This is a genomic window from Streptosporangium lutulentum (assembly GCF_030811455.1).
In the GTDB taxonomy this organism is placed as follows: Bacteria; Actinomycetota; Actinomycetes; order Streptosporangiales; family Streptosporangiaceae; genus Streptosporangium; species Streptosporangium lutulentum.
Map to the genome: position 1 here is coordinate 9,475,951 of NZ_JAUSQU010000001.1, position 26,894 is coordinate 9,502,844.

General features: G+C 69.9%; 30 protein-coding genes. 23 read left to right on the forward strand and 7 right to left on the reverse strand.

All coding sequences use genetic code 11. From position 1 onward, the window contains the following. Positions 1-7: 7 nt before the first annotated feature. The 3 genes from leuD (at position 8) to J2853_RS42680 (ending at position 1,271) form a co-directional block, all read left to right on the forward strand. The gene (leuD, locus tag J2853_RS42670) at positions 8-595 is read left to right on the forward strand and encodes a 3-isopropylmalate dehydratase small subunit (protein WP_307567344.1); all 588 of its coding nucleotides are present in this window, start codon (positions 8-10) and stop codon (positions 593-595) included. Further along, positions 574-828 (forward strand): SCO5555 family protein, encoded by a 255-nt coding sequence (locus J2853_RS42675; RefSeq protein WP_307567346.1) that lies wholly within the window; start codon positions 574-576, stop codon positions 826-828. The genes leuD and J2853_RS42675 overlap by 22 nt, the downstream gene beginning before the upstream one ends. A gap of 143 nt (positions 829-971) precedes the next feature. Beyond that, complete coding sequence (locus J2853_RS42680; RefSeq protein WP_307567348.1) at positions 972-1,271, forward strand: HU family DNA-binding protein; 300 nt, start codon at positions 972-974, stop codon at positions 1,269-1,271. A gap of 288 nt (positions 1,272-1,559) precedes the next feature. Here the strand turns inward: J2853_RS42680 and J2853_RS42685 are convergent, their stop codons facing one another. Continuing rightward, the gene (locus J2853_RS42685; RefSeq protein WP_307567350.1) at positions 1,560-1,763 is read right to left on the reverse strand and encodes a hypothetical protein; all 204 of its coding nucleotides are present in this window, start codon (positions 1,761-1,763) and stop codon (positions 1,560-1,562) included. A 94-nt stretch (positions 1,764-1,857) separates the two neighbouring features. Here J2853_RS42685 and J2853_RS42690 point away from each other — a divergent pair, with 94 nt between their 5' ends. Continuing rightward, positions 1,858-3,090, forward strand: coding sequence for an MFS transporter (locus J2853_RS42690; protein WP_307567351.1), 1,233 nt, complete (start codon positions 1,858-1,860; stop codon positions 3,088-3,090). On the opposite strand, the gene J2853_RS42695 is transcribed toward J2853_RS42690, so the two are convergent. After that, positions 3,005-3,769 carry a TetR/AcrR family transcriptional regulator gene (locus J2853_RS42695; protein ID WP_307567352.1) on the reverse strand — a complete coding sequence of 255 codons (765 nt, stop codon included), beginning with the start codon at positions 3,767-3,769 and terminating at the stop codon, positions 3,005-3,007. The genes J2853_RS42690 and J2853_RS42695 overlap by 86 nt on opposite strands. Before the next feature lie 211 nt (positions 3,770-3,980). On the opposite strand from J2853_RS42695, the gene J2853_RS42700 reads away from it, so the two are divergent. Continuing rightward, on the forward strand, positions 3,981-5,435 hold the full coding sequence (locus J2853_RS42700; RefSeq protein WP_307567354.1) for an MFS transporter: 1,455 nt from the start codon (positions 3,981-3,983) through the stop codon (positions 5,433-5,435). Positions 5,436-5,450: 15 nt separating this feature from the next. Here the strand turns inward: J2853_RS42700 and cofC are convergent, their stop codons facing one another. Beyond that, a complete protein-coding gene (gene cofC, locus J2853_RS42705) occupies positions 5,451-6,101 on the reverse strand; it encodes a 2-phospho-L-lactate guanylyltransferase (RefSeq protein WP_307567356.1) in 651 nt (216 codons plus the stop codon). Between the two features lie 66 nt (positions 6,102-6,167). On the opposite strand from cofC, the gene J2853_RS42710 reads away from it, so the two are divergent. Genes J2853_RS42710 through J2853_RS42725 form a run of 4 tightly spaced genes read left to right on the forward strand, consistent with a single transcriptional unit; the run spans position 6,168 to position 10,289 of the window. Further along, positions 6,168-6,875, forward strand: coding sequence for a lysophospholipid acyltransferase family protein (locus J2853_RS42710; protein WP_307567358.1), 708 nt, complete (start codon positions 6,168-6,170; stop codon positions 6,873-6,875). Between the two features lie 20 nt (positions 6,876-6,895). Next, positions 6,896-7,906 (forward strand): NAD(P)H-dependent glycerol-3-phosphate dehydrogenase, encoded by a 1,011-nt coding sequence (locus J2853_RS42715; protein ID WP_307567360.1) that lies wholly within the window; start codon positions 6,896-6,898, stop codon positions 7,904-7,906. Next, positions 7,903-9,129 carry a trans-sulfuration enzyme family protein gene (locus tag J2853_RS42720; protein WP_307567362.1) on the forward strand — a complete coding sequence of 409 codons (1,227 nt, stop codon included), beginning with the start codon at positions 7,903-7,905 and terminating at the stop codon, positions 9,127-9,129. Before J2853_RS42715 ends, J2853_RS42720 begins: the two co-directional genes overlap by 4 nt. Positions 9,130-9,179: 50 nt before the next feature. Continuing rightward, a complete protein-coding gene (locus J2853_RS42725; RefSeq protein WP_307567363.1) occupies positions 9,180-10,289 on the forward strand; it encodes a D-alanine--D-alanine ligase family protein in 1,110 nt (369 codons plus the stop codon). On the opposite strand, the gene J2853_RS42730 is transcribed toward J2853_RS42725, so the two are convergent. Beyond that, on the reverse strand, positions 10,281-10,718 hold the full coding sequence (locus J2853_RS42730; protein WP_307567366.1) for a DUF3515 domain-containing protein: 438 nt from the start codon (positions 10,716-10,718) through the stop codon (positions 10,281-10,283). The two genes, J2853_RS42725 and J2853_RS42730, sit on opposite strands and share 9 nt — an antisense overlap. Positions 10,719-10,734: 16 nt before the next feature. Then, positions 10,735-10,968: an Lrp/AsnC family transcriptional regulator gene (locus J2853_RS42735; protein ID WP_307567367.1), complete on the reverse strand. Its 234-nt coding sequence runs from the start codon at positions 10,966-10,968 to the stop codon at positions 10,735-10,737. 51 nt (positions 10,969-11,019) lie between these two features. Between J2853_RS42735 and J2853_RS42740 the strand changes: the two genes are divergently transcribed. From J2853_RS42740 to thiD, 3 genes are all read left to right on the forward strand, one after another. Further along, positions 11,020-11,976 (forward strand): thiamine-phosphate kinase, encoded by a 957-nt coding sequence (locus J2853_RS42740; protein ID WP_307567368.1) that lies wholly within the window; start codon positions 11,020-11,022, stop codon positions 11,974-11,976. A gap of 168 nt (positions 11,977-12,144) precedes the next feature. Beyond that, on the forward strand, positions 12,145-13,188 hold the full coding sequence (locus J2853_RS42745) for a hypothetical protein (RefSeq protein ID WP_307567369.1): 1,044 nt from the start codon (positions 12,145-12,147) through the stop codon (positions 13,186-13,188). Positions 13,189-13,328: 140 nt separating this feature from the next. Beyond that, positions 13,329-14,132, forward strand: coding sequence for a bifunctional hydroxymethylpyrimidine kinase/phosphomethylpyrimidine kinase (gene thiD, locus J2853_RS42750; RefSeq protein WP_307567371.1), 804 nt, complete (start codon positions 13,329-13,331; stop codon positions 14,130-14,132). An 85-nt stretch (positions 14,133-14,217) separates the two neighbouring features. On the opposite strand, the gene rpmB is transcribed toward thiD, so the two are convergent. Beyond that, entirely contained in the window at positions 14,218-14,403 is a 186-nt protein-coding gene (rpmB, locus tag J2853_RS42755) for a 50S ribosomal protein L28 (protein ID WP_089213390.1), read from the reverse strand. Between the two features lie 198 nt (positions 14,404-14,601). Here rpmB and J2853_RS42760 point away from each other — a divergent pair, with 198 nt between their 5' ends. From J2853_RS42760 to J2853_RS42805, 10 genes are all read left to right on the forward strand, one after another. Then, positions 14,602-14,736 (forward strand): hypothetical protein, encoded by a 135-nt coding sequence (locus J2853_RS42760; protein WP_307567373.1) that lies wholly within the window; start codon positions 14,602-14,604, stop codon positions 14,734-14,736. Between the two features lie 33 nt (positions 14,737-14,769). Beyond that, on the forward strand, positions 14,770-16,941 hold the full coding sequence (recG, locus tag J2853_RS42765) for an ATP-dependent DNA helicase RecG (RefSeq protein ID WP_307567375.1): 2,172 nt from the start codon (positions 14,770-14,772) through the stop codon (positions 16,939-16,941). A gap of 879 nt (positions 16,942-17,820) precedes the next feature. Beyond that, complete coding sequence (rsmD, locus tag J2853_RS42770) at positions 17,821-18,390, forward strand: 16S rRNA (guanine(966)-N(2))-methyltransferase RsmD (RefSeq protein ID WP_307567377.1); 570 nt, start codon at positions 17,821-17,823, stop codon at positions 18,388-18,390. Between the two features lie 15 nt (positions 18,391-18,405). Continuing rightward, entirely contained in the window at positions 18,406-18,882 is a 477-nt protein-coding gene (gene coaD, locus J2853_RS42775; RefSeq protein WP_307567380.1) for a pantetheine-phosphate adenylyltransferase, read from the forward strand. Positions 18,883-18,948: 66 nt separating this feature from the next. Further along, complete coding sequence (locus tag J2853_RS42780; RefSeq protein WP_307567381.1) at positions 18,949-19,500, forward strand: YceD family protein; 552 nt, start codon at positions 18,949-18,951, stop codon at positions 19,498-19,500. A gap of 1 nt (position 19,501) precedes the next feature. Continuing rightward, positions 19,502-19,681, forward strand: a complete 180-nt coding sequence (rpmF, locus tag J2853_RS42785) for a 50S ribosomal protein L32 (RefSeq protein WP_012894381.1) — start codon at positions 19,502-19,504, stop codon at positions 19,679-19,681. Between the two features lie 223 nt (positions 19,682-19,904). Beyond that, entirely contained in the window at positions 19,905-20,633 is a 729-nt protein-coding gene (gene rnc, locus J2853_RS42790) for a ribonuclease III (protein WP_370879494.1), read from the forward strand. Positions 20,634-20,672: 39 nt separating this feature from the next. Beyond that, entirely contained in the window at positions 20,673-21,539 is an 867-nt protein-coding gene (gene mutM / locus J2853_RS42795; RefSeq protein ID WP_307567383.1) for a bifunctional DNA-formamidopyrimidine glycosylase/DNA-(apurinic or apyrimidinic site) lyase, read from the forward strand. Next, a complete protein-coding gene (locus J2853_RS42800; RefSeq protein WP_307567384.1) occupies positions 21,536-21,811 on the forward strand; it encodes an acylphosphatase in 276 nt (91 codons plus the stop codon). Before mutM ends, J2853_RS42800 begins: the two co-directional genes overlap by 4 nt. A 190-nt stretch (positions 21,812-22,001) precedes the next feature. Next, a complete protein-coding gene (locus J2853_RS42805; protein WP_307567386.1) occupies positions 22,002-22,196 on the forward strand; it encodes a hypothetical protein in 195 nt (64 codons plus the stop codon). 51 nt (positions 22,197-22,247) lie between these two features. Here the strand turns inward: J2853_RS42805 and J2853_RS42810 are convergent, their stop codons facing one another. Further along, complete coding sequence (locus J2853_RS42810; RefSeq protein ID WP_307567388.1) at positions 22,248-22,757, reverse strand: alpha/beta hydrolase; 510 nt, start codon at positions 22,755-22,757, stop codon at positions 22,248-22,250. Positions 22,758-23,209: 452 nt separating this feature from the next. Between J2853_RS42810 and smc the strand changes: the two genes are divergently transcribed. Next, positions 23,210-26,893, forward strand: coding sequence for a chromosome segregation protein SMC (gene smc, locus J2853_RS42815; protein WP_307567390.1), 3,684 nt, complete (start codon positions 23,210-23,212; stop codon positions 26,891-26,893). Position 26,894 lies beyond the last annotated feature (1 nt).

Sequence of the window (26,894 nt, forward strand, 5' to 3'; positions counted from 1 at the left end):
TTTCGCGATGGACGCCTTCACCACCCACACCGGCCGGGCCGTGCCTCTGCGCCGTGGCAACGTCGACACCGACCAGATCATCCCCGCCGTCTGGCTCAAGCAGGTCAGCCGGACCGGATTCGAGAAGGGCCTGTTCTCCGCCTGGCGCGAGGACCCGACCTTCGTCCTGAACGACCCCGCCTACGAGGGCGCCTCGATCCTCCTCGCCGGGCCCGACTTCGGCACCGGCTCCTCGCGCGAGCACGCGGTCTGGGCCCTGCAGCAGTACGGGTTCCGCGTCGTGATCGCGGCCCGGTTCGGCGACATCTTCCGCAACAACTCCACCAAGATGGGCCTGCTCCCCGTCGTCCTGCCCGCCGCCGTCGTGGAGGCCCTGCAGAGCGCCGTGGAGGCCGACCCCGCGCTGGAGGTCACCGTTGACCTGGAAGGACGCCAGGTCCGCTGGGGCGGCGAGACCGTCGGATTCGAGATCGACGACTACACCCGCTGGCGGCTGAGGGAGGGCCTGGACGACATCGGGCTGACCCTGCGCAACGCCGACGACGTGACGATGTACGAGAATGGTCGGCAGCCATGGCTGCCGACGACTGTCTGACACATTCAGAGAACGAGCTGGCGTGGCGGTTGCGCGAGGCGCACCGCCGCGTTCGCGCGCTGTCCATCCCCCTGTCGCAGCGACAGCGCCTGTCCAGACGTCTGCTCGCCATCTGTGACGTGGCCAAAATTGATCTTGGTCATGCCTCAGGGCGTCTCGATTTATTCCTTCTAGACCTTGATGTTCTGGTTTCAGATACGCCGAGTGCTGGAAACATTGCGGAAGGTGATTGAGTCATACGGCTCTGTCCCTTAATTTCAAGCGGGCAAGGGGTTTCTCTCTGTGTTGAGACCCCTCGTCATAACAAATCGGGTGAGACGGGTTTTCTGCCTCATGACCCACTCCCGGACATCGGTAAGACAGGGGGAGCAACCTTATGAACAAAAAGGAACTCGTCGACGCCATCGCGGATCGGGTAGGCGACAAGAAGACAGCCACCGAGGCTGTGAACGCGGTGCTCGACACCATTCAGTCGGCGGTCGCCACCGGTGACAAGGTTTCCATCACGGGCTTCGGCGCCTTCGAGATGGTGCACAAGCCGGCCCGTACGGCCCGCAATCCTTCGACGGGCGCCGAGATCCGTGTCGCCGAGAGCTGGGGGCCTAAGTTCCGTCCCGGCTCCGACTTCAAGGAGCTCGTCAACGCGGGTGGCAAGAAGGCCGGGAAGAAAAAGTAATCTTCACGCGAACACCCGGATTCCCTGAGGGGGTCCGGGTGTCCGGCTTCTCCTCACGGGGAGGGTTTCGCCGGGTGGGTGGAGGGGCCTCGTGCGGGGAGATCGGCCGGGGGCCTGTCCCCGGGCACGGGGCCCGTCCCGGCTTCGGCGCCGTCCGGCCCGAATCGGAGGCCCGGACGGGGCCGCCGAGGTGAGAGCCCGGACGGGGTCCGCCGGGGCGAAGGGCCGGGGGCGGGGGTGTCCCGGCCGGGTTCGGGGGTCTCGCCGGCTCGGGGGCGGTGGGGAGGTCTACCGGGGCACGGGGAAGGTCGAGAGCGTGACGTAGGTGACGTCGTCGCCGTCCATGACGAGGTTGACCCGCTGGCCGGATCTGAGCAGTCTCAGCGGCCCCGCGTCGAACGCCGCCGCGTCGAACGGGATCTCGGTCCCGTTGTCGAGGAACACCGACCCCGACCGGGTCGCCGGGTCGAAGGTCCGCACCGTTGCCTGCACCCGATCAGCGTAACCCGCCGGAAAAGCGATTGACCGGCTTCGCGGGTGACCGCCACGCTGCCTCAGCATGCACGTAGGAGGCAAAAGAGCCGGTATGTGGCAAGACGCGTCGTTCCGACTTTTTCTGGGGGCCGACGCGATCAGCCAGTTCGGGAGCCAGATCACGCTCGTGGCCCTGCCGCTCGTGGCGCTGCTCACCCTCGACGCGAGCCCCTTCCAGATCGGTGTTCTCACCGCGGCCGAGACGGCCGCGTTCCTGATCCTGGGGCTGCCCGCGGGGGTGTGGGCGGACCGGCTGCGCCGCCGTCCGATCCTGATCTGGAGTGACCTGCTCCGCGGCGTCGCGCTGCTGTCCGTCCCCGCCGCCGTCGCCCTGGACGCGATGACCCTGCCCCACCTCTACGCCGTCGCCCTCCTCATGGGGGTCGGCGCGGTCTTCTTCGACGTCGCGCACATGAGCTTCCTGCCCTCGCTCGTCGGCAAGGACGATCTGCTGAGGGGGAACGGCACTCTGGAGACGATGCGCAACACCGCCGTCCTGTCGGGGCCCGCCCTGGGCGGCTGGCTGGTGCACGCGCTGACCGCGCCGGTCGCGCTGCTCGCCGACGCGGTCAGCTATCTGGTCTCGGCGCTGTTGCTCGGCGGGGTTCGCGCGAAGGAGACGATCACGCCGGTCGCGGAGCGTCGCAGGCTCAGGGAGGAGATCGGCGAGGGCGTCCGTCACGTCGCGGGACACCCGGTGCTTCGCCGTATCGCCGGGGTCGGCGCGCTGGTCATGCTGTCCAACGGCGTCTGGTTCGTGGCCCAGCCGCTCTTCCTGATCAAGATGCTCGGAGTGAGTCCGGGGATCTACGGTCTGCTGCTCTCCGGCGGCGCCGTCGGAGGGTTGATCGGCGCGATGCTCGCGTCGCGTGTCGCGGTCCGCTTCGGCGTCGGCCGCGCCATGTACGGCGGAGCCGCCCTGGCGGCCCTGGCCATCCTGATCTCCCCGCTGGCGGCCGAGGGCTGGCGGCTGGCGCTGTTCCCGCTCGGCTTCCTGCTGAGCGGCATCGGCGGCGCGGTGTTCAACATCAACCAGCTCAGCTACCGCCAGCGGATCACCCCGGAGCACCTGCTCGGCCGCATGAACGCCAGCATGCGCTTCCTGATGTGGGGGGCCGCACCGGTCGGCGGGCTGCTGGGCGGGGCGCTGGGAGAGGTCTTCGACGCGCACACCGTGCTGTGGGTCGCCACGGCCGGCATCATGATCGCTCATCTTCCGGTGCTGGCCTCCCGGAAGATTCTCCGGCTTCAGCCTCCTCCACGAACGACGCCAGCCCTCGAATGATGATCTCGATGCCGAGGTCGAACCGGTCGTCGTTGGAGCTGTCGAACATGGAGCCGGAGAGCGCGACCAGGTTCGGGAAACGGTCGGGCGGCAGATCCTTGAAGTACCGCTCAAGCGTCTCCCGCATCTCCCCCCAGGTGTTCTCGCCGGACTCGAGACGCCGGCTCTCCCACATGCTCTCCTCAAGGGCGAAGCCGTCGATGAACGTGGAGATCATGTCGCCGGCCGCCCCGGCGACGCGGTCGGGCAGCCCGCCCGCGCGGAACACGCCGAGGATTTTGTCCACGTGCGGCAGCGTCTCGGGCTTGAAGGGGACGCCCCCCATCGAGATCCGGGCCAGGTCGCGGTGCTCGCGCAGCCTGGCGCGTCCGGCGCGGGCATAGTCTTTGACCTGCTCCTGCCAGCGCTCCGGATCGGGCTCGGGCAGGCTCCAGCCTTCGAACATCCGGACGTACATCAGTTCGAGCAGCTCGTCCTTGCCGCTCACGTGCGAGTAGAGGGCCGAGACCGCGACGCCCAGTTCGGCCGCGACCTGGCGCATGCCCAGCTTCTCGTAACCCTCCCGGTCGAGCACCGCGTAGGCCGCGTCGACGATCCGGTCCCGGGTGAGAGGAATTCGCGTGGGGCCCGGCCTGCGGCGTGACCGTTCCCAGGGCAGCGCGGGCAACTCGTCACTCATGACGCCAGTGTAACGCCGTGGCGAACGGTGATCGGTGCGACGAACAGCGCTCATTTTCGCGATATATCTTGTCACGCGAATCAATGCGACATATCTTGAGAACGACGAACGGTCTGGCGAACGGCGTTCTTTTAGAGAACGTCGATCGTATATGGTGAACGTCGTTCATCCGAGGAAACACCCTTCCCCCGAATCCCATGAGGAGAGCACCATGACCAGTGACGTGGCGACCGTGGCCGACGCGCCACCCGAACCCCCGCTCTACCGCTGGCGTTGGGCCGCCCTGTTCGTGATCCTGGCCGCGGAGGTGATGGACCTCCTCGACGCCATGGTCACCAACATCGCCGCGCCCACCATCCGGGCCGAGCTCGGCGGCACCGCCGCCGTCATCCAGTGGCTCGGCGCGGCCTACACGCTCTCCATGGCGGTCGGCCTGATCACCGGCGGGCGGCTCGGCGACATCTACGGCCGCAAGAGGATGTTCCTCATCGGCGCCGCCGGATTCACCGTGGGCTCACTGCTGTGCGCCGTCGCGCAGTCGCCGGAGTTGCTCGTCGGCGCGCGGGTCGTCCAGGGCCTGTTCGGCGCGGTCATGTTGCCGCAGGGGCTCGGCATGATCAAGGAGATGTTCCCCCCGAAGGAGATGGGCGCCGCGTTCGGCCTGTTCGGGCCGGTCATGGGTCTGTCCTCGGTGGGCGGCCCGATCCTGGCCGGATGGCTGATCGACGCGGACTTCTTCGGCACCGGCTGGCGCATGATCTTCCTGATCAACCTGCCGCTGGGCCTGGCCGCCATCCTCGCCGGACTGCGCTACCTTCCCGAGTCGCGCTCACCACACCCCCTCAGGCTCGACTTCGGCGGCGTGCTCCTGGCTTCCCTGGCCGGACTGCTCCTGGTCTTCCCCCTGGTCCAGGGCCGTGAGAGCGACTGGCCCGCCTGGTCCTTCGTCATGATGGGCGCGTCCGTCGTGGTCTTCGCGATCTTCGGCTGGTTCGAGTCCCGCAGGAGCCGAGCGGGTGGCGACCCGCTGGTCGTGCCCAGCCTCTTCCGCAAGCGGGCCTTCACCGGCGGCCTGCTGACCGGCCTGGTCTTCTTCTCCTCCATGTCGGGCTTCGCCCTGGTGTTCAACCTCTACACCCAGGTCGGTCTCGGCTACTCCACGCTGAAGGCCGGTCTGGTGATGATCCCCTGGTCGCTGGGAATGGTCGTCGGCTTCGGCCTCGCCCAGGCGGTGCAGCGGTTCGGCCGCAAGGTCCTGCAGGGCGGCGTCCTCGTCATGGCGCTCGGCACGCTCGGCGTCCTGCTGACGGTCGTCCGCGCGGGGACGGAGGCCACTCCCTGGCAGTTCGTCCCCGCGCTGGCGGTCACCGGAATCGGCATGGGCCTGTTGATGGCGCCGTTCTTCAACATCGTGCTGGCCGGGGTCGAGCAGCACGAGACCGGCTCGGCCTCCGGCACGCTCACCGCGGTCCAGCAACTCGGTGGGGCCTTCGGCGTCGCCCTGCTCGGCACGGTCTTCTTCGACCTGCTGGGGGTCGGCGTGAATCCCGACGTCATCGGGGCGACGCAGGTCGTCCTCTGGGTCGTCGCCGGGATGCTGCTGGTGACCTTCCTCGTCGCGTTCCTGCTGCCGAAGCAGGCCGCGGAGGAACCCGCCGGGCATTGAACCCGAGGAAGCGGATCACCTGATCCTCTCCACCACCGCCAGAGTGCGGGGGCCGACGCCGAGGGCGAGTGCCGCCCGGAGGTCGTCGGGAGTGTCCACGTCCCGCCGGACCGAGTCGATCCCGTCCAGGCAGAGCTCCTTCGCGCCACGCCGGAGGTGACGGTCCCGTGACTCGCCACCGAACCCCGGGGTGAACGGCACGCCGGGCCGTACCCCGTAGAAGGTCGTGCCGACCTCGACGGCGTCGGGCAGGAACATCTGGTCGAACTCCGCGGAGGCCGTGAGCACGAGGGCCAGCTCCGCCGGGCGCAGGGCGGGGAGATCGGCCTGGAGCGCCCCGACGGCGTCGCCGGGCGCCAGCCGTACGGCCTCCAGGGCGCCGCGGCGGAGGGCGGCGTTCAGCCCCGCCTCGGGGTCGCCGACCACGTGGGCGCCGACCTCGCCGAGCGCCTCGGCCGCCACCGGGTCACCCGTCACCACGACGACCCGCGAGACGAGCACGCAGCTCAGCGCCGCCTCGACGGTGTCGCAGGCGATCGCCACGGCGAGCGCGGCCCGGTGCGGGCCCGCCGCCGCAGACAGCCGGGTCTTGGCGGCGACCAGTGTCTTGACCGGTACGACGAGGGTCCAGGTGAAACTCTCCGGAGCAGACATAACCTTAAGCATCCCGCCTCGACATCTCACAGAGTCAACCGGGAGACTTGGGAGGCACCCGCTCACCTGGAGGAGCCCGTGAGACGTCCTGGATGGCCTTCGCGATTCTGGGTCGGCGTGGCCGTCGCGATCGTCAAACCGATCTCCTGGCTCCTGGTCAAAAAAGACTGGCGGCGCAGCGACCGCCTGCCCAAGACCGGCGGGATCATCCTGGTGACCAACCACCTGTCGTGGCTGGATCCGATCCTGATCGCGCACTACCTCTACAACAACGGGCGCTGGCCGACGATCCTGGCCAAGTCGGGGCTGTTCTCGGTTCCGGTGCTCGGGCACATGGTGAGGGAACTGCAGGCCATCCCGGTCTACCGGGGGAGCGCCGACGCGGCGCGGTCGCTGGAGGAGTCGGAGCGGCGGATCGCCGGCGGGGCGTGCGTGATGTTCTACCCGGAGGGGACCTGCACCCGCGATCCCGAGTTCTGGCCGATGGAGGGCAAGACCGGTGCGGCCAGGCTGGCGCTGGCGACCGGCGCGCCGGTGATCCCCGTCGCCCACTGGGGAGCCCAGAGGATCCTTCCCTACGGGAGCAAGAGGCCCAGCCTCCTTCCGCGCAAGACCTTCCACGTGCTGACCGGGCCGCCGGTCGACCTGTCGAAGTACGAGGGGCGGTCGCCGCAGGCGGACGTCCTGCGTGACGCGACCGCCGACATCATGGCGGCGATCACACTTCAGCTCGCCGAACTGCGAGGAGAGAAGGCGCCAGAGCCACCGAAACCCGCTGACAACTGACTTCGGCGTACGGTGATGAAATGACCAAGGCGGCTGTATTCGGCACGGGCTCGTGGGGCACTACCTTCGGCATGATCCTTTCGGGGGCGGGCACCCGGACGACATTGTGGGGACGGCGGGCGGAGGTGGTCGAGGCGATCGACCGCCGCCACGAGAATCCCGGCTATCTTCCCGGCGCGGTGTTGCCCGACACGCTGCGTGCCACGACCGATCCGGCCGAGGCCCTCGACGGCGCCGACTTCGTGGTGTTCGCGGTGCCCGCCCAGACCCTGCGCTTCGAGTTGAGCCGCTGGAAGGCGGATCTGCCGCCCGACGCGGTGCTGGTCAGTTTGATGAAGGGCATCGAACTGGGCACCACCAAGCGGATGAGCGAGGTGATCTGCGAGGTCGCGGAGGTGCCGCAGGAGCGGGTCGCGGTGGTGTCGGGGCCCAACCTGGCCGGTGAGATCGTCCGGGGCCAGCCCGCCGCGACCGTGGTCGCCTGCACCGACGAGCGGGCCATGGAACGGCTCCAGGCGGCCTGCTACCTGCCGCCGTGGTTTCGCCCCTACACCAACCCCGACGTGGTGGGGGTGGAGCTCGGAGGGGCGATCAAGAACGTGATCGCCCTGGCGGTCGGCATCTCGGCGGGGATGGGGCTCGGAGACAACGTCGGGGCGATGCTGATGACGCGCGGGCTGGCCGAGATCTCCCGGCTGGGCGAGGTGCTCGGCGCGGATCCGCACACCTTCGCGGGCCTGGCGGGCATGGGCGATCTGGTGGCGACCTGCACGTCCCCATTGTCCCGGAACCGTACCTTCGGTGAGAATCTTGGACGGGGCATGACCCTGGCCGAGGTCATCGCCGCCACGAAACAGACCGCCGAGGGGGTCAAGTCCTGCGAGTCGGTCCTCGAACTGGCCAGAAAGCACGACGTGGAGATGCCGATCACCGAGGTGGTGGTGGCGGTGGTCCATGACGCAATGCCACCAAGCGAGGCCGCGGTGCTGCTGATGTCGCGGACTCCCAAAGCGGAACGGTACGGTCTGTGAACAGACGCACACGCAGAAGGCAGGGTGAGAACACCCGATCGGTGCACCTGCCCTCTCCGCCGGCGCTCGAGCGGACCCCCTTCGGATTCCCGGTGTGGCGCAGTTCCGCGTGGAGCGTCGGCGACCCCCCCGAATACGCCGACGCGCTGGAGGAGAAGAGCTCGGGCTTCGCCGACGACCGGATCGACAACCCCACCACCGCCGCCTTCGCCGCGGCGGTGGCCTCCCTGGAGGGCGCCGCCGCGCCCGAGGACGTGGCCGGGCAGGCGTTCGCCTCGGGGATGGCCGCGGTCAGCGCCGTCCTGATGACGTTCCTGCGCGCGGGCGCGCACATGGTGGCCCCGACCCCGTTGTACGGCGGGACCCGCTCACTGATCACCAACGTGCTGTCCAGGTTCGGGGTCAGCGCGGACTTCGTGGACTACGGCGACCTCGCCCGGGTGAACGCGGAGGTCAGGCCCAACACGAAGATCATTTACGCGGAGACGCTCTCCAACCCGACGATGGCCGTCTCCGACATCCGCGGCCTCTACCGGATCGCCCGCACGGCCGGGGCGCTGCTGGTGGTCGACTCCACCTTCGCCACCCCGATCGTGTGCCGTCCCCTCGAACACGGCGCCGACCTGGTGATCCACTCCGCGACCAAATACCTCGGCGGCCACGACGACTGCACCGGCGGCGTCGCGGTCGGCCGGCCCGATCTGGTCGCCCAGCTGCGCGAGGTCAGCGTCGACACGGGGGGCACGCTCTCTCCCGACGACGCGTTCCTGCTGCGCAGGGGACTGGAGACCCTGCCCCTGCGGGTGCGCCGGATGTGCTCCACCGCGATGGTGTTCGCCGCCGCCGTGGCCAAGCACCCCGCCGTGCGCCGGGTCGACTACCCGGGACTGCCCGGACACCCCGGCCACCAGCTCGCCAGGCGCCTGTTCGACTCCGGTCCCGAGGGCACCAGGTACGGCGCCTGCGTGACGATCACCCCGCACGGCGGTTACGGCGCGGGCGTGGCTCTGGCCGGCGCGCTCAAACTCGCCTCGGTCGCGACCTCCGCCGGAGGCACGCGCACCAAGGCCGCGCACGTGGCCTCGATCACCCGTCGAGGGGTCGGCGGGGGCTCCGGAGTCGACGCGGGAGCGGTCCGTTTCTCCATCGGGCTGGAGGACGCGGAAGACCTCATCATGGACGTGACCAAGGCCCTGGACTCCCTCCCCGTATCAGGTAGATAGGCGCGTCTAACAGGCAGATTGCCCCCTAAGAGGGGGTAGATTCGGTCTTCATGAGTGAACAGCACGAACCCCGGCCGCGGGTCGCCGTCGTCTTCGGCGGTCGCAACTCCGAGCACGCCGTCTCCATCCTTGGAGCGGGCAGTGTGCTGGAGGCCATCGATCGATCCAAATACGAGGTGGTTCCCGTGGGGATCGCCCGCGACGGACGGTGGGTGCTCGCCTCAGGGGACCAGCGTTATGAGATCGACGGCGGTGAGTTGCCGGCCGTCGACGCCCAGGGGTCCGGACTGGCGCTGCCGTCCGGCGGAGGGCCGCTGGTGGCCTACGACTCGGGGAGCATCCCGGTTGAGCTCGGCCGTGTCGACGTCGTCTTCCCCGTGATGCACGGGCCGTTCGCCGAGGACGGCACGATCCAGGGACTGCTGGAGATGGCCGGGGTCCGCTACGTCGGCTCCGGGGTGCTCGCCAGCGCGGTCGGCATGGACAAGGCCTACATGAAGATCGTGCTCGCGGCCGCGGGCCTGCCCGTCGGCCCCTACGTCGTCGTCCGCGACCGCGACTGGCGGACCGACCGCGACCGGATCCTCAAGGAGGTCCAGGAGCTCGGCTGGCCGGTGTTCGTCAAGCCCGCCCGTGCCGGGTCCAGCCAGGGCATCTCCAAGGCCCGCGGCATGGAGGAGCTGGAGCGGGCCATCGAGTTCGCCCGCGAGCACGACCCCAAGGTGCTGGTCGAGGCCGCGATCACGGGCCGTGAGATCGAATGCGCCGTGCTGGAGTCCATGGGCGACGAGGCCGCGAGGGCCAGCGTGCCCGGCGAGGTGCTGGTCCGCGGCGACCACGAGTTCTTCGACTTCGAGGCCAAGTACATCGGCGACGACATGTCCCTCTCGGCGCCCGCGGACATCCCCGAGGACATGGCGGAGAAGCTGCGGGCCATGGCCGTCCGCGCGTTCGAGGCGCTGGGCTGCGAGGGGTTGTCGCGCGTCGACTTCTTCTACACCCCCGACGGCGAGCTGATCCTCAACGAGATCAACACCATGCCGGGCTTCACCGCGATGTCGGTCGCGCCGCAGCTGTGGGCCGCCACCGGGCTGTCCTACCCCCAGCTGGTCGATCGGCTGATCCAGCTCGCGCTGCACCGCTCGCCCGGCCTACGGTAGCGCCGCCTTGACGGGTGCCGCGAGATCGACGAGCACCGTCTGCGGGGTGTGTTCCCGGCCGATCGTCACCTCGACGTAGGCCTCCCGTCCGATCGACGTGAACAGCGTCGGCCGGACGGGGTCGGGGAACCACGCCACTCCGTCGATCTCCGGAACCTGGTCGGTGGCGGCCATCGCCGCCGGCCGCGGCACCCCGCAGCGCAGCGCGATCTGGCCCGCTCCCCACACCGCGACGTACGGCGAGGCGGGGGTGGACTCCACCCGGTCCGCGCCGTCGAGCTTCTGCGGGAGTCGCTCTCCGAGCTTCTCGCAGGCGGCCGCGGCCGCCCCCTCGGGGACGGGCGGGTCCACCCGGACGGCGCCGCCGCATCCCGCCAGGATCAGCAGGGCGCAGGCGCACCCCGTCCAGCGGGCGAACCGGAGATGCATCTCACATTCCTGATGGTCAGATATGAACGATGGGACACGTAAGGGTACGTGTGATTCCCTCCACCGCCTGAATCTGCGCCACCACGAGCTTGCCGAGCTCGTCCACGTTGCGGGCCTCGGCCCGCACGATCACGTCGTAGGGGCCGGTAACGTCTTCGGCCTGCGTGACACCGGGGATTCCGGAGATCTCGCCGGCCACGTTCGCGGCCTTGCCGACCTCGGTCTGGATGAGAATATAGGCCTGCACCATAACGTCCTCCCGGGCGATTGGATCAGTGCCGAAAGGTCACCGTACCCTGTCATGAACGGGAGGTGCGCCATCACAGTCGGAGATCTCGGCGAATTCGGGGTTATTGCACGTATTGCCGGACGTTTGCCACAAGGTAGGACCGTGTTGCTCGGTCCCGGGGACGACGCCGCGATGTTGAGCGCTCCTGACGGTCGGGTCGTCGTGACAACGGACCTGTTGATCGAGGGTAGGCACTTTCGTCGTGATTGGTCTAGTGGTTACGACATAGGTCGTAAAGCCGCGGCGCAGAATCTGTCCGACGTCACGGCGATGGGCGCCGTCCCCACCGGCATCGTGGTCGGCCTCGGACTGCCCGCCGACGCCGGCCTCACCTGGCTGGACGATCTCACCGACGGCTTCCGCGACGAGTGCGACCTCGTCGGCGCCAGTGTGGCGGGCGGGGACATCACCCGCTGCGACCTGGTCGTGATCGGTGTCACGGCTCTCGGCGACCTGGGCGGGCGCGCGCCGGTCACGCGCTCGGGGGCGCGCCCCGGAGACCTGGTCGCGGTGGCCGGGCGGCTCGGGTACGCCGCCGCGGGGCTCGCGTCGCTCCGTGAGGGCCTCGGCGGGCCGGCGGAGCTGATCGAGGCCCACCGGCGTCCGCACCCCCCCTACGCCCAGGGGCGTGAGGCGGCCGAGCTCGGCGCGACCTCGATGCTCGACGTCAGCGACGGCCTGGTCCAGGATCTCGGGCACATCGCGAAGGCCTCCGGGGTCGCCCTCGTGCTCGACCCGGAGGCCTTCGCCCTCCCCGACCCGATCAGGGAGGCGGCCCGGCGGCTCGGCGCCGACCCGCTGGAGTGGGTGCTCTCCGGCGGGGAGGATCACGCCCTCGCCGCGACTTTTCCCGCTCACGCACGGCTTTCGCCGGCCTGGACCGTGGTGGGCCACGTGATCGACGGGGAAGGCGTGCAGGTCAAGGGCATTTCGCTGGACCGCGGCGGCTGGGACCACTTCCGGGAGTGACGTTTCCCACCTGTTGTGACATCAGTGAAATTTGCGACAAACGGTTATGGAACTGGTATGAAGATGGGCGGTCGAGATTCCCTAGAGGAAAGGGGCAGTATGGGCCGCCATGCGGAACACGGGGAGGACGCCTCCCCCAGCCGGGAAAAACGGAGGTCGAAGCCCACTGTGGAACCCGGCACCTATGACGAGCCGATCGGGCGCCGGCTCCGTCCTGAGGAGTCGGCGGTCACCCAGCCCCAAACCGGATTCCTGGGATCGGGATGGTCCGCCGAGTCCGAGCTGTCCGATCCGGTCTGGCCCAAGAAGGAACGGCGCTCCGGCGGGCGGACGAAGATGACGCTGCTGGCCGTCGCGGCGGTGGCCGTGGTCCTCGGCGGAACCGTGGTCGGCGTCCAGGTGATGACCAGCCCCGCGGGGTCGAGCACCGACTGCCCGCCCGGCGGCTGCGTCGTGGCCGCGTCGAACCAGCCGGCGCCGCAGGCCGAGACCACCGAGCCGGACGGAGAGCCCACCGAGCCGGACGGCGAACCCGCCCTCGCCGAGGAGCCCGAGGAGGAGCAGGCGAAGGGGGAGACCGTCCCGACCCCGGAGGCCACCCGCCGCGGCGGCGCCGCGACCTCCGACCCGAGTCCGACCCGCGTGCCGAAGGCCACCCGCGCCCCCCGGCCCACCACAGACGCCACCGCCGACGACGGGCCGCCCGCCGGCTCCCAGGTGCTCGCCGACGAGCCGGAGCCCGTTGACGAGCCGGAGCCCGCCGGCAGGCCGGAGCGCGCGGACAGCAGCCCCGAGCCCTCACGGAGTCCCGTCTCCGTGCCCCTCGGCGACGACGGGCCGCAGGCTCCGACGCAGCCCCCGGTGGACAACGCCCCCGAGCCCGCCCAGCCCTCCGAGGCGCCCGCTCCGGACGGAGCCGCGGCGATCAAGGTCGGCGTCGACCTCGTGAGGGACAGGGCGCTGACCTACACCGTCAGGGTCGTGGTCACCGCGGACGAGAGCCTCAGCGGTCTGAGGCTGAGCCTGCCGGTGAACGGAAAGGTCTCCTCGGTGGGCGGAGCCGGCGGGAAGCAGGTCGGCGACACCCTGGTGATCGAATCGGGGAAGAACCTGAAGGCGGGCGAGAAACTGGTCGTCGACTTCACCGCGTACGGCAGGGCGGAGCTTCCCCGGACCTGTGAGAGTAGCCAGGGGGAGTGCTCGGTCGCCTGAGCCCGGACGACCGAATCCCGTGAGAGCGGGCCACGGGGAGCGCGCGGCCGCTTGAGAGAGCGGCCGCCCGAGGCGGGGCCGGTCGAATCCCGGGAAAGCCGCCGGGGGAGTGCGCGGTCGCCTGACCTGAAACTGGTTGGATGGGGGACATGACCGATTTGACCCCTCCTCGCGTGCTGACCGTCGCCGGTTCCGACTCCGGCGGTGGCGCGGGCATCCAGGCCGACCTGAAGACGATGCTGGCCCTCGGCGTGCACGGCATGAGCGTGATCGCCGCGGTGACCGCCCAGAACTCGCTGGGCGTGCAGGGCTACTGGGAGCTTCCTCCGGAGGCCGTCCGCGCCCAGCTCGACTCGGTGCTCGGCGACATCGGCGCCCAGGCGGTCAAGACCGGGATGCTGGCCTCGCCCGTGCTGGTGGAGACGGTCGCCGAGGCGCTCGTCCGGCTGGACGTGCCCGTGGTGGTGGACCCGGTGGGAGTGTCCAAGCACGGCGACGCGCTGCTCGCACCGGAGGCCGTGGAGACGATGAGGTCGCGTCTGCTGCCGGTGGCCACCGTGGTCACCCCCAACCTGTGGGAGGTCTCACAGCTCGCCGGGGTGAAGGTCGAGGACGAGGGGGACCTGCGCCGGGCCGCCGACGCGGTCCTCGAGTTCGGCCCCACGTGGGTGCTGATCAAGGGCGGTCACCTGCCCGGCGCCCCGGTGGACCTGCTGACCGACGGCACGCGGGAGTTCCGCTTCACGGCCGAGCGCCACGACAACCGCCACACCCACGGCACCGGCTGCACCCTGGCCTCCGCCATCGCCTCCCACCTGGCCCTCGGCGAGGACGTCCCCTCCGCGGTGGAGAAGGCCAAGGCGTACGTCACCGGCGCGATCGCGCACGGCTTCCCGCTGGGAGCGGGCATCGGCCCGGTGGACCACGCCTGGCGCACGCGCTAGAGGAGCCCCGGTGGACCCGGGAGACGGGAAAAAGCAGCAGCCCGCCGTCCTCTTCCCGAGACGGCGGGCTGCTGCGTGAGTCTGACTAGCGAGTGACCTTGCCGGCCTTGATGCAGGAGGTGCACACGTTCAGCCGCTTCGGCGTGCCGTTCACCACTGCGCGCACGGGCTGGATGTTCGGGTTCCAGCGGCGACGGGTGCGGCGGTGCGAGTGGGAGATGTTGTTGCCGAAGGTCGGCTTCTTAGCGCAAACGTCGCAGACGGAAGCCACGGTTCGCTCCTTCATATCAGTCGAGAGGCCCGGTCCGCCGCGTTAGCGGGCGGTCATCGGGCACGCCGGGACGACCGGCTGGCCATAAGAGGATATCCGATGTCCGGCCATGCGTGGCAACGCGAGCCGCCATGACTGGTCGAACGGGGATAATCTTCGATGGCAACCGTAGCGCATCCCGGAGGGGGAACGGCAGACATGCCGCAGGTCCCCGACCCCGTGGCGGTCCGGCGAGCCGTACAGGATCGTCCGGGCGGGAAGAGGCCCGGCATCGAGGCGGTCCCGGACGAAGGCGGGCGGGGCGGTTACCCGCCGTGCGTCGGCGTCGAGTGAATTCTGTCGCCCGGACGCGGTAGAAACATTCGGGTGACGAGCTTCGACGAGCCGCTGACGAAGGCGCTGGACCCCAAGACGGCCAAGCTGCTGGAAGGCGTTCTCGACCTGCGCACCGTCGGCGATCTGCTGCGGCACTACCCGCGGCGCTACGCCGAGCGGGGTGAGCTGACGAACCTCGACGACCTGCAGATCGACGAGCACGTGACCGTGGTGGGCGAGGTCACCAGGGCCATGCGCAGGCCGATGCGCAACAAGGGCGGCACCTGGCTGGAGGTCGAGGTCGTCGACGGCCGCGGCAGCAAGATCTACCTGTCCTTCTTCGGCAAGACGTCGCACATCGCGGAGACGCGGCTGCGGCCGGGCAGGCGGGGCATGTTCGCGGGGAAGGTCGGCGCGTTCGGCCAGGGTGACAAGCGCAGGTGGCAGCTGTCCCATCCCGAGTTCGAGATGTTCGAGGAGACCGAGGCGGGAGCCGAGGAGTTCGCCGCCGCGCTGGTGCCGATCTATCCGGCGGGCAAGGACGTCACGCCCTGGGCCATCCGCAGGGCGATGGGAGTCGTCCTCGACACCATGGGGGAGCTGGAGGATCCGCTTCCCGCGGACCTGCGAGCCCGGCACAGGCTCCCGGGCCTGGCGGAGGCGCTTCTCGCGATCCACCGGCCGCGCGACCACGCCGACGTGACCAGGGCGCGCAAGCGGCTCAGGTTCGACGAGGCGTTCCTGCTCCAGTCCGTGCTGATCCAGCGCCGGATGGCCGCCGCCTCCTGGCCCGCCACGCCCCGCCCCCCGCGCGGCGACGGGCTGCTGGCCGACTTCGACGGACGGCTGCCGTTCGAGCTCACGGAGGGGCAGCGGGGCGTGGGGGAGGAGATCGCGGCCGACCTGGCGCTCGCCCATCCCATGCATCGGCTGCTCCAGGGCGAGGTCGGCGCGGGCAAGACCATCGTGGCGCTGCGGGCCATGCTCCAGGTGGTCGACGCCGGAGGTCAGGCCGTGCTGCTGGCGCCCACCGAGGTGCTCGCCCAGCAGCATCACCGATCGATCTCCGGCATGCTCGGCGAGCTGGCCACCGGAGGCATGTTCGGCGGCACCGTGGTCGCCCTGCTGACCGGTTCGCTGGGCGCGGCCGCCCGCCGCTCGGCCATGCTCGACGCCGCCTCGGGCGCGGCGGGGATCGTCGTCGGCACCCACGCGGTGCTTCAGGAGCGCGTGCAGTTCGCCGATCTCGGCCTGGTCGTGGTCGACGAGCAGCACCGGTTCGGCGTCGAGCAGCGCGACGCGCTGCGCGAGAAGGCCGGCGGCGGGCGCCCGCACGTGCTCGTCATGACCGCCACCCCGATCCCGCGCACGGTCGCCATGACGGTCTTCGGCGACCTCACGGTCTCCACCCTCTCCCAGCTGCCCTCCGGGCGCGCCCCGATCACCACCCACGTGGTGCCCGCCGCGGAGAAGCCGCACTTCCTCGACCGGACCTGGACGCGATTGCGCGAGGAGATCGAGCTGGGCCGGCAGGCCTACATCGTGTGCCCGCGCATCGGCGATCTGGAGGGCGACGAGGGCGACCTGTCGAAGGACGACGACGAGCGGAGGCCGCCGCTGGCGGTGCTCGATGTGGCGGAGACGCTGTCGGAGGGGCCGCTGCACGGGCTCCGTACGGCGGTGCTCCACGGCAAGCTGCCGCCCGAGGAGAAAGACGCGGTGATGAGGGCCTTCACCAGGGGCGAGATCGACGTCCTGGTGGCGACGACGGTCATCGAGGTCGGCGTCGACGTCCCCAACTCCTCGGTCATGGTCATCATGGACGCCGACCGGTTCGGGGTCTCCCAGCTCCATCAGCTCCGCGGCCGGGTCGGGCGAGGCGGGCTGCCCGGCCTGTGCCTGCTGGTGACCGAGTCCCTGGGCGGCACACCCGCCAGAGGACGCCTCGACGCGGTGGCGGCGACCCTGGACGGCTTTGAGCTGTCCCGTGTGGACCTGGAGCAGCGCAGGGAGGGTGATGTGCTGGGTGTGGCCCAGTCGGGCCGCAGATCGTCTCTGAAGATGCTCAGGCTTCTCCGCGACGAGGACGTCATCCACGCCGCCCGCCTGGACGCCGAGACGATGCTGACCGCCGACCCCGATCTGACCGGGCATCCCGTCCTCCGAATGGAGATCGACAGGCTTCTCGCCGACGAGCGCGCCGAATACCTCGAGAAGACCTGAGGCCGGACGTCCCGCTCGGAGGGGCGATGCCGGATCTCCCCGTCCGCCGGAGATGTGAGGCCGGTCACCCTTGTCCGGGCGCCGGAGGGGCGGGGGTCCGCCCGCCGGGAAACGGCTGTCCGGCTGCTGGAAAGGCGGGAGCCCGCCCTGCGGGGAAACGAACTGCTGGAAAGGCGGGAGTCCGCCCGTGGGGAAACGAAACGGTCGTCCGGATGCCGGAGGGGTGGGGGTCTGTCCGCCGGGAACGGATGTCCGGGTGCTGAAAGACGGCTGTCCGGGTGCTGAAAGACGACTGCCCGCCCGCTGGGAAACCTGCGGACCCAACTGCGGGGACGGCCTCCCCCCGAATGCCGTCCCCGCTTGGGCCCACTCTCGGGTCAGGTGCCGAGAGCACCGGCGTGCGGAAGGGCTCACGATCACGCCGGTCGGCCTCCCCCTGGGTCACTTGGAGGCCGCAGGACTCATCATGCAAGGCACCGGCACCTGGTGGAACGACCCTTGCGCTTTCGTCGCCACTCCTTGCCCACTCTTGACCTAGATCACCTGTCAGGACCCTTTTGACCTGCGGTTATGTGATGCGTCGCGACACGCCGCGCTGCGAAAACACGTTGGTCCTCCAGGTTGTGGAGCGGTGATTCGGGAGGGTTGTGGGGAGATGATCAACTATGTGAATCGAGTGGGGATTCGTCCGTATCAAAGAGGGATCATCCGCCCAAACCATGAGACGGGGCCGACCCGAGATCCCAAGATCCGAGGTCCGGAGCCCGGGGGCTGGGGTCCGGAGTCCGAGGTCTGGGTCCGGAGCCTGGGTCCGGAGTTCGAGGTCCGGGCGGCACCGGCCCCGGATCGGCATCCGGCCGGCACTGAGAGGATGGGCGGGTGAGTCGAGTCATCGCGGGAATCGCAGGAGGACGGCGGCTGGCGGTGCCGCCGGGACGGGGGACCCGCCCCACGAGCGATCGGGCCCGGGAGGGGATCTTCTCCACCGTGGGGTCGCTGTTCGGCTCGCTGGAGGGGAGCAGGGTGCTCGACCTCTACGCGGGATCGGGCGCGCTCGGGCTGGAGGCGCTCTCGCGAGGGGCCTCCCACGCCCTTCTGGTGGAGTCCGAGGCCAAGGCGGTCCGGACGATCAAGGAGAACGTCGCGGCACTCGGGCTGCCGGGAGCCGAACTCGCGGCCGACAGGGTCGAGAGGGTGCTGGCCAGGGGCACCGGCGAGCCGTACGACCTCGTGTTCGCCGATCCGCCCTACGCGATGACCGACGAGGCGGTGGACGCGGTGCTCGGGCAGCTGAGGGACCACGGCTGGCTGGAGGAAGACGCGCTGATCGCGGTGGAACGGGAGAGCAGGGGGAAGGACCTGGTCTGGCCTCTCGGGTATGAAGAGGAGAGGGTCCGTCGTTACGGCGAAGCGTCCGTTTGGTACGGTCGCGCCGCCGGGAATCCATAGAGCAGGGGGTTCACCTTGCGTCGCGTTGTCTGTCCGGGATCGTTCGATCCCGTCACCAACGGCCATCTGGACATCATCAGCCGGGCTTCCCGGCAGTATGACGAGGTCGTGGTGGCCGTACTGATCAACCTTGAGAAGAAAAGCCTGTTCACGGTCGAGGAACGCATCCAGACCCTCCAGACCGTGACCAAGGAGTACGGCAACGTGCGGGTGGACAAGTTCCACGGTCTGTTGGTGGACTACTGCAGACAGCAGGAGATCCCCGCCATCGTGAAGGGCCTGCGCGCGGTCAGCGACTTCGACTACGAGCTCCAGCAGGCCCAGCTCAACTATCGGATGTCCGGGGTGGAGACCCTGTTCATGGCGACCGCCCCGGAGGTCTCGTTCCTGTCGTCCAGCCGGATCAAGGAGATCGCCAAATATGGCGGGAACGTGTCCGGCCTCGTGCCTGATCTTGTGCAGGAACTCCTGGTCGAACGGCTCAGGGGCTAAGCCCTGCTATTCTCTTAATTCGGCCTTGCACGACGGCGTCGATGCGCCATGCCTAGTGAGAGCGGAATGACTCAGCACCTGAACCCCCGAGCCCCCTGGGTGGTCTCCACCCACGAACTGGGGCGGCGACCGGGGCTCATGCGCACGATGAAGCTCGTTCTCCCGGCCCCGGCGGACATCGGCGTCGACATGATCGGTGTCCCCAAGGACGCCGATGTCGAGCTGGACGCCCGGTTTGAAGCGGTCATGGAAGGTGTGCTCGTCACGGGCACTGCGCGAACCCCGCTGCGGGGGGAGTGCGCACGCTGCCTGGAGCCGGTCATCTCGAACACCGAGGTGAACTTCCAGGAGCTGTTCTTCTACTCGGCAGAGGATGCTGCCGAGGATGACTCGCTTCTCGACGGCGACCTGCTCGATCTCGAACCCGTATTCCGCGACGCGGTGGTGCTCACACTGCCGCTGAGCCCGGTCTGCAGTGAAGACTGCGCGGGGCTCTGCGTGGAATGCGGAGTCAGGCTGGCCGACGCGGGGCCTGGCCACAAGCACGAAGTGGTCGACGCCCGTTGGGCCAAGCTGCAAGGTCTCATACCCGAACATAACAACGATCAGGAGAGCTGACGTGGCTGTCCCCAAGCGCAAAATGTCGCGGAGCAACACCCGCTCCCGCAGGTCGCAGTGGAAGGCTGCCGCGGTTTCGCTCGTGAGCTGCCCCCAGTGCCGCTCGCCCAAGCGTCCGCACGTGGCGTGTCCGACCTGCGGCACCTACAACCGCCGTCAGGTGATCGAGCCCTCCGCCTGATCGCATTCTGACCGACGGACGCCGGCCGGGTCCCTTTCCGGCCCCGGCCGGCGTTACCGTTTGCACTCCCCATGCGATGGCGGTCCGCCCGCGGCTGTGGTGGACGCCGGGGTTCGCGTGTGATCGCGTACCCTCCCGGCGCCCACCACGTCTTCGGGCACTTCTCGTTCTCCCCTTCGCCATCGCGCCTTCGATGAGAGCCGTGCGAGGAGAAGCCGTGGGTATGAGCAGCATCAAACCGGTGGCCGTCCAGATCGTCAAAGACGAGCTGGAGCGGGTCCTGTCCGTGGCGATGGACGTCGCCATCCTGGAGCGGGCGCTGACGCACCGCTCCTACGCCTACGAGAACGGCGGCCTGCCCACCAACGAGCGCCTGGAGTTCCTCGGCGACTCGGTGCTGGGCCTGGTGGTCACCGACACCCTCTACCGCAACCACCCCGACCTGCCCGAGGGGCAGCTGGCCAAACTCAGGGCCGCGGTGGTCAACATGCGCGCCCTCGCCGACGTGGCCCGCACCCTGGGCCTGGGCAGGTTCCTGCGGCTCGGCCGTGGCGAGGAGGGCACCGGAGGACGCGACAAGTCCTCGATCCTCGCGGACACCCTGGAGGCGCTGATCGGCGCCGTCTACATCAACAGGGGCCTGGACGAGGCGTTCCGCGTGGTCCACCTGCTCTTCGACCCCCTCATCGTCCGCTCCGCCTCGCTCGGGGCGGGGCTCGACTGGAAGACGTCGCTCCAGGAGCTCACCGCGTCCGAATCGCTCGGTGTGCCCGAGTATCACGTCGAGGAGAGCGGTCCCGACCACGCCAAGTCCTTCACCGCGATCGTTCGCGTCGGCGGAGAGGAATATGGTTCGGGTTCCGGACGCTCGAAGAAGGAAGCCGAGCAACAGGCCGCCGAGGCGGCCTGGACCCGGATCCGACAGAACCGGGACCGGCGCGAAGCCAGCTGACCCGCCCAAGGGCCGGCCGGCCTGCTCAAGGAGGGGTGCATGCCCGAGTTGCCCGAGGTCGAGGTCGTACGGCGGGGCCTGGAGCGCTGGGTGTCCGGGCGGGTGGTCGCCCACGCCGAGGTGCTTCACCCACGGGCGATCCGGCGACACGTCCCCGGCGCCGAGGAGTTCGTCTCCCGGTTGAGGGGTCGCACGATCGGCTCCGCCGAGCGCAGGGGCAAATATCTCTGGCTTCCTCTCGACGGCTCCGACGCGATCCTGGCGCATCTGGGGATGAGCGGTCAGCTGCTGGTGGTGGAGCCGGGCTCGGCCCCGGAGAAGCATCTCCGCGTCCGGATCGGCTTCGCCGACGGCGGTCCCGAGCTGCGCTTCGTCGACCAGCGGACCTTCGGGCACGTGCTGGTGACCGCGATGGCCCACTCCGGTGGCCGTCCCGTGCCGGAGCCGATCGTCCACATCGCGGCCGACCCGTTCGAGGACCACTTCGACGACGAGAAGTTCGCCGGTCGCCTGCGCGCCAAGCAGACCGAGGTCAAGCGGGCGCTCCTGGACCAGTCGCTGATCAGCGGCGTCGGCAACATCTACGCCGACGAGGCGCTCTGGCGGGCCGGTCTGCACGGCGTCCGGCCCACCGGGACGCTGACCAAGCCGAAGATCGCCGAGTTGCTGGCCGCCGCCCGTCAGGTGATGTCCGCCGCGCTGTCCGAGGGCGGCACATCATTCGACAGTCTCTACGTGAATGTCAACGGCGAGAGCGGTTACTTCGACCGGTCACTCGCCGTGTACGGCAGGCGGGACGAACCCTGCCGGAAGTGCGGCGCCCCGATCATCAGGGAGTCGTTCATGAACCGTTCTTCCTACAGTTGCCCTCGCTGCCAGCCTCGCCCGAAAAGGGCTGGATTGTGACGAACAAGCGGCTGACCGCCTGGGTCAGGGGCCGTGTGCAGGGGGTCGGTTTCCGCTGGTGGACTCGGGCGCGGGCCCTGGAACTCGGCCTGACCGGCTGGGCGCGCAACATGGTGGACGGCCGGGTGGAGATCGTCGCGGAGGGCCCGGAGGAGTCGTGCGCCGCGCTCCTGGGCCTGCTCCGAAGCGGTGACACGCCCGGTCTGGTGGACGGAGTCTCGGAGTACTGGAATGACCCGAAAGGCGGTTTGGTGGGCTTCGTGGAGCGCTGACCACTTCCACAAAACCCCCAAAATAAGGTATAGTTATCTGTCGAGAGTGCCTACTGGTGCATCCACCTGGAGCGTTCAACTTGACCGTCTCCCTCACCGGTGCGACTCTTGATGAGAACCGCGCGCACCCCTCCCGCGGCAAAGAAGTGCGCGAACCAGTCTGGTCACTCAGCGTGGAGGACCCTTTACCATGGCGAAGGCTCTACTCGGCCACGTCGGCGGTCCCGACCCTCGAATGGTCTCGGAAATGCGTCGTCTCCAGCAGCGCATCCGTGATCTCGAGGGAGAGCTCACCCGGCTCCAGGCCCAGAACGACGAACTCGCGGCCAACACCCGCGACGAGGCGTTCAACCGTCTGCAGGATCGCGAGCCGGCCCTTACCTAGAGGCCGGGACGGAACACACTGTCCAGGGGCGCCTCTACGGGGCGTCCCTTGTCATATATGGCGCGAAAGGAAGGCCAGCTGCTCGGGTAACACCCGGCGGCGGTAGGCCACGTCCTGGCATCCGGAGGTAACCCTTCCCTCGGTTGTGGCGCCCAGCGCTTTGAGGCCCTTCAGCATCGTCTGAGTCTGCAGGGCCCAATCGTCGTGCTCGCCGCAGCCCAGCCACACCGGGATGTCCACGAGCTCGCGCAGCGGCGCCTGTGACGCGGTGACGGCGGGTGACGCCGCGGCGACCGCCCACACCCGTTTCGGGCCCAGCTCCGCGGCCAGCCTCAGCGCTCCGGCGCCACCCGACGACCAGCCCAGCAACCCGATCCTCTCGGTGTCCAGCCCGTTCGCCCGAAGGTAGGGCAGGATCGCCCCGGTGATGTCGGCGGAGGGCCAGTCGTCGATGGAGGCGACCGCGAACCGCCCTCCGCTCGCGGCCAGGTGGCGATCGGCCGCATAGCGGTCGAACGGGGTGCACGCGTTGCCCGCGGGCCCGTGAAGCATGATCACCACAGGAATCTCCCCCCGGACTCCCGGCGGAAATCCGATGATCACTCGACGGCGGTCGACCCTGCTCTGCAGGCGTGCCCCGGGGTGCGTCGCCGGCGGATCGGGAGCCGCACCGCAGACGATCTGTGCATACGCGTCCCGAATGCCCTCAGGACCGGCCATCAGTGCGGCCCCGCCGAGGCCCAACATGGCCAGCCCCCCTCCTATGAGAAAAGTGCGCCTTTTAAGAAGAGTTTCCCCACTTGAGGGGGTTGATGGAGCTTCGCCCTCACCGCGTTCCGCATCCATGCACCGCACCATAGGCCGTGTACAGGCGAGCGCGGGTGAAGAACGGTAGTCTTCCCCCACACGAGAGTCGAGCAACGGACTGACGAGGGAAGACACCGGAAATTTGCGCCCGAACCGCCGGGCGCGGCGCCCCGGTGGACGGGGGCGCACGAGGAACAGGGGGGCGGATGTATCTCAAGACCCTGACCCTGCGTGGTTTCAAGTCCTTCGCCTCGGCCACCACCCTCCGTTTCGAGCCGGGGATCACCGCGGTCGTCGGTCCCAACGGATCGGGCAAGTCCAACGTGGTCGACGCCCTGGCCTGGGTCATGGGTGAGCACAGCGCCAAGTCGCTGCGCGGCGGCAAGATGGAAGACGTCATCTTCGCGGGCACCTCCTCGCGAGCTCCGCTGGGTCGCGCCGAGGTCACGCTGACCATCGACAACACCGACGGCCTGCTTCCGATCGACTACACCGAGGTCACGATCAGCCGCCTGATGTTCCGGGCCGGCCAGAGCGAATACGCCATCAACGGCGACATCTGCCGCCTGCTGGACATCCAGGAACTGTTGTCGGACTCCGGCATCGGCCGCGAGATGCACGTCATCGTCGGGCAGGGCCAGCTCGACCAGGTGCTGCACGCCGGTCCCGAGGAGCGCCGGGCGTTCATCGAGGAGGCCGCGGGCGTTCTGAAGCACCGCAAGCGCAAGGAGAAGGCGCTGCGGAAGCTGGACGCGATGCAGGCCAACATGACCCGGGTCCAAGATCTCACCACCGAGCTGCGCCGCCAGCTCAAGCCGCTGGGCCGTCAGGCCGAGATCGCTCGCAAGGCCGCCGTCATCCAGGCCGACCTCCGTGACGCCCGCCTCCGGCTGCTCGCCGACGACGTGCTCACCCTGCGGACCACGCTGGAGCGGGAGACCGCCGACGAGGCCGCCGTCCTCGCCCGCCGTGCGGCGGTGGAGGTCGAGCTGGAGCAGGGCCAGGTCGCCGAGTCCGAGCTGGAGGCAGCGGAGGCCGAGGCCCAGCCGCGCCTGGCCGCCGCGCAGGAGACCTTCTTCCGGCTCTCCTCGTTGCGTGAGCGCCTCAGGGGCCTGGGCGGGCTGGCCGCGGAGCGCCGCCGCCACGCGACCGACACCGCAGTGGAACGGCGCGGGCGCGATCCCGAAGACTTCGAGCGCGAGGCCGAGGAGGTCCGGGAGCAGGAGCGGGTCCTCGCCGAACTGCTCGCCGACGAGCAGGAGTCGCTGGCCATGGCCGTGGCCCGGCGCACCGAGACCGAGGGCGCGCTCGCCGCCGAGGAACGGCGGCTGGCCGCCGCGGCCAGGGCCGCCGCCGACAGGCGCGAGGGGCTGGCCAAGCTCAGGGGTCAGGTCGGCGCCGTGCGCAGCCGGGCGGGGGCTGCCGAGGAGGAGATCGGGCGGCTGCGGCGCTCGCTGGAGGAGGCCGAGCAGCGCGCCGAGCACGCCCAGGCCGAGCACGACGGACAGGAGCGGGCCGAGCCCGCCGCCGATCCCGCCCTCGCCGAGGAGCTGGAGATCGCCCTGGAGGTCGTGGAGCAGGCCAGGGAGTCCGTGGAACGGGCCAGAGCCGGGGTGGAGGAGGCCAAGGCGGCCGTCGCCGACCCGAACGCCGCCCTCGGAGCGGCCAAGGCCGCCCTCGGTGTGGCGCGCAAGGCCGACCAGGAGGCGCAGCGCCAGGTGGCCGCGCTGGAGGCGAGGTTCGAGGCCCTGGAGCTGGGTCTGGTCAGCGGTGCGGACGGCGGCGCGGTGCTGCTCGGCGCCGACCTGGCCGGCGTGCTCGGCCCGGTGGCGGCCATGCTGACGGTCAGGCCCGGCGCCGAGGTGGCCATCGCCACCGTGCTGGGCGCGGCGGCCGAGGCCGTGGCCGTGGAGTCCCTGCAGAGCGCGGCCGACGCCATCGAGTTCCTCAGGAGCGAGAACGGCGGTCAGGCGGCCCTGGTCATCGCCGCCGGCGGAGCGGAGATCCAGACGGGTTCCGTGCCGGTGGCCGGCGCCGAGTGGGCGATCGACCTGGTCACGGTCCCGGCCGAGCTGCGGGCCGCCGCCGCGCACCTGCTGGCGGGCGTGCTGGTCGTCGACGATCTGGTGATCGCCAGGAAGGCGGTCGAGCAGCGCCCCGAGTTGCGGGCCGTCACCCGTTCCGGCGACCTCCTGGGCGCCTACGCCGCCAGGGGCGGCTCGGCCGGAGGCACCTCCGCGCTTCAGGTGCGGGCCGCGCTGGACGAGGCGGGCGTCGACCTGGCCGCGGCCAGGGTCGCCGCCGAACAGGCCGGGACGGCGATGGAGGAGGCCGCCGAGGCCGAGGGCGAGGCGCAGTTCGCGGTCGAGACCGCCCAGGCGCGGGTGACCGAGACGCAGACGAGCGTGCAGACCGCTCAGGCCGGGGTCAACGCGGCGCAGGTCGCGCTGGACCAGGTCCGGGCCAGGCAGCGCGACGCCGACCAGCGCGTCGCCGCGGCGGCCAGGCGTCTGGCCCAGCTGGACGCCGCGGCCAGGGCCGCCCGCGGCGAGTGCGAGCGGCTGGCCGCGGGCGTGCGGGCGGCGCAGGAGGCCCGCGACCGGGAGGCGGCGGGCCTCACCGAGCTTGAGGAACGGCTCGCCGCCGCGAGCGAGGAGGGGGAGCTGGAGACGGAGCCCACCACCGAGATGCGCGACGAGCTCGCCGAGATCTGCGCTGTGGCCCGCCAGTCCGAGATGGAGGCCCGCCTCGCCGTACGGACGGCTGAGGAGCGCGCCAAGGGCATCGAGGGCAAGGCCGACGGGCTGATGCGCGCGGCGGAGCGGGAGCGCGAGGAGCGGGCCAGGGCCGCCGACCGGCGAGAGCGCCGGCGCAGGCAGGCGAGGGTGGCCGAGGCGGTCGTCCAGGGCATCGAGCGGGCGCTGCGGATGCTGGAGGCCTCGATCGCCGCCGCCACCGCGGAGCGCGACGAGGCCGAGCAGGCGCGCGGGCAGATCGACGCCTCGCTCAAGTCCGTCCGGCTCCGGGTCCGGGAGCTGTCGGGCGAGCTGGACAAGCTGGTCAACCGGGTCCACGGCAGCGAGGTGGCCAGGACCGAGCAGCGGATGCGCCTGGAGCAACTGGAGATGCGGGCGGTGGAGGAGTACGGCGTCGAGACCGACACCCTCATCGCCGAGTACGGCCCGGCCGAGCCGGTCCCCACGGCGGACGGCGACCCCGTGCCCTACGTCCGGGAGGAGCAGCAGAAGCGGGCCAGGGCGGCCGATCGCCAGATGGCCCAGCTCGGCAAGGTGAACCCGCTCGCGCTGGAGGAGTTCGCGGCGCTGGAGGAGCGGCACTCGTTCCTCACCTCGCAGCTGGAGGACCTGAAGAAGACCCGGCGTGACCTGCTGCTCGTGGTCAAGGAGGTCGACGAGCGGGTCGAGCAGGTGTTCAGCGCCGCCTTCGAGGACGTGGCCCGCGAGTTTGAGACGATCTTCACGAGGGTGTTCCCCGGGGGCGAGGGCAGGCTGCTGCTCACCGATCCCACCGACATGCTGACCACCGGTGTCGAGGTCGAGGCCCGGCCGCCCGGCAAGAAGGTCAAGCGGCTGTCGCTGCTGTCCGGCGGCGAGCGGTCGCTGACCGCGGTGGCCTTCCTCGTCTCGATCTTCAAGGCGCGGCCCTCGCCGTTCTACGTGATGGACGAGGTCGAGGCCGCGCTGGACGACACCAACACCCAGCGCCTGCTGACCCTGTTCGAGGAGCTCCGGCAGACCTCGCAGATCATCATCATCACCCACCAGAAGCGCACCATGGAGATCGCCGACGCGCTGTACGGCGTTTCGATGAGGGGCGACGGTGTGACCCAGGTCATCAGCCAGCGCCTGAGGGAGCACGAGTCCGCTTAAT

What these genes read in the sequence shown, in the direction of transcription:
- leuD (WP_307567344.1), top strand. Translation starts at nt 8, where the DNA reads ATGGACGCCTTCACCACCCACACCGGCCGGGCCGTGCCTCTGCGCCGT.
- J2853_RS42675 (WP_307567346.1), top strand. Translation starts at nt 574, where the DNA reads ATGGCTGCCGACGACTGTCTGACACATTCAGAGAACGAGCTGGCGTGG.
- J2853_RS42680 (WP_307567348.1), top strand. Translation starts at nt 972, where the DNA reads ATGAACAAAAAGGAACTCGTCGACGCCATCGCGGATCGGGTAGGCGAC.
- J2853_RS42690 (WP_307567351.1), top strand. Translation starts at nt 1,858, where the DNA reads ATGTGGCAAGACGCGTCGTTCCGACTTTTTCTGGGGGCCGACGCGATC.
- J2853_RS42695 (WP_307567352.1), bottom strand. Translation starts at nt 3,769, where the DNA reads ATGAGTGACGAGTTGCCCGCGCTGCCCTGGGAACGGTCACGCCGCAGG.
- J2853_RS42700 (WP_307567354.1), top strand. Translation starts at nt 3,981, where the DNA reads ATGACCAGTGACGTGGCGACCGTGGCCGACGCGCCACCCGAACCCCCG.
- cofC (WP_307567356.1), bottom strand. Translation starts at nt 6,101, where the DNA reads ATGCTTAAGGTTATGTCTGCTCCGGAGAGTTTCACCTGGACCCTCGTC.
- J2853_RS42715 (WP_307567360.1), top strand. Translation starts at nt 6,896, where the DNA reads ATGACCAAGGCGGCTGTATTCGGCACGGGCTCGTGGGGCACTACCTTC.
- J2853_RS42725 (WP_307567363.1), top strand. Translation starts at nt 9,180, where the DNA reads ATGAGTGAACAGCACGAACCCCGGCCGCGGGTCGCCGTCGTCTTCGGC.
- J2853_RS42730 (WP_307567366.1), bottom strand. Translation starts at nt 10,718, where the DNA reads ATGCATCTCCGGTTCGCCCGCTGGACGGGGTGCGCCTGCGCCCTGCTG.
- J2853_RS42735 (WP_307567367.1), bottom strand. Translation starts at nt 10,968, where the DNA reads ATGGTGCAGGCCTATATTCTCATCCAGACCGAGGTCGGCAAGGCCGCG.
- J2853_RS42740 (WP_307567368.1), top strand. Translation starts at nt 11,020, where the DNA reads ATGAACGGGAGGTGCGCCATCACAGTCGGAGATCTCGGCGAATTCGGG.
- thiD (WP_307567371.1), top strand. Translation starts at nt 13,329, where the DNA reads ATGGGGGACATGACCGATTTGACCCCTCCTCGCGTGCTGACCGTCGCC.
- J2853_RS42760 (WP_307567373.1), top strand. Translation starts at nt 14,602, where the DNA reads ATGCCGCAGGTCCCCGACCCCGTGGCGGTCCGGCGAGCCGTACAGGAT.
- J2853_RS42780 (WP_307567381.1), top strand. Translation starts at nt 18,949, where the DNA reads ATGACTCAGCACCTGAACCCCCGAGCCCCCTGGGTGGTCTCCACCCAC.
- rnc (WP_370879494.1), top strand. Translation starts at nt 19,905, where the DNA reads ATGAGCAGCATCAAACCGGTGGCCGTCCAGATCGTCAAAGACGAGCTG.
- mutM (WP_307567383.1), top strand. Translation starts at nt 20,673, where the DNA reads ATGCCCGAGTTGCCCGAGGTCGAGGTCGTACGGCGGGGCCTGGAGCGC.
- J2853_RS42805 (WP_307567386.1), top strand. Translation starts at nt 22,002, where the DNA reads ATGGCGAAGGCTCTACTCGGCCACGTCGGCGGTCCCGACCCTCGAATG.
- smc (WP_307567390.1), top strand. Translation starts at nt 23,210, where the DNA reads ATGTATCTCAAGACCCTGACCCTGCGTGGTTTCAAGTCCTTCGCCTCG.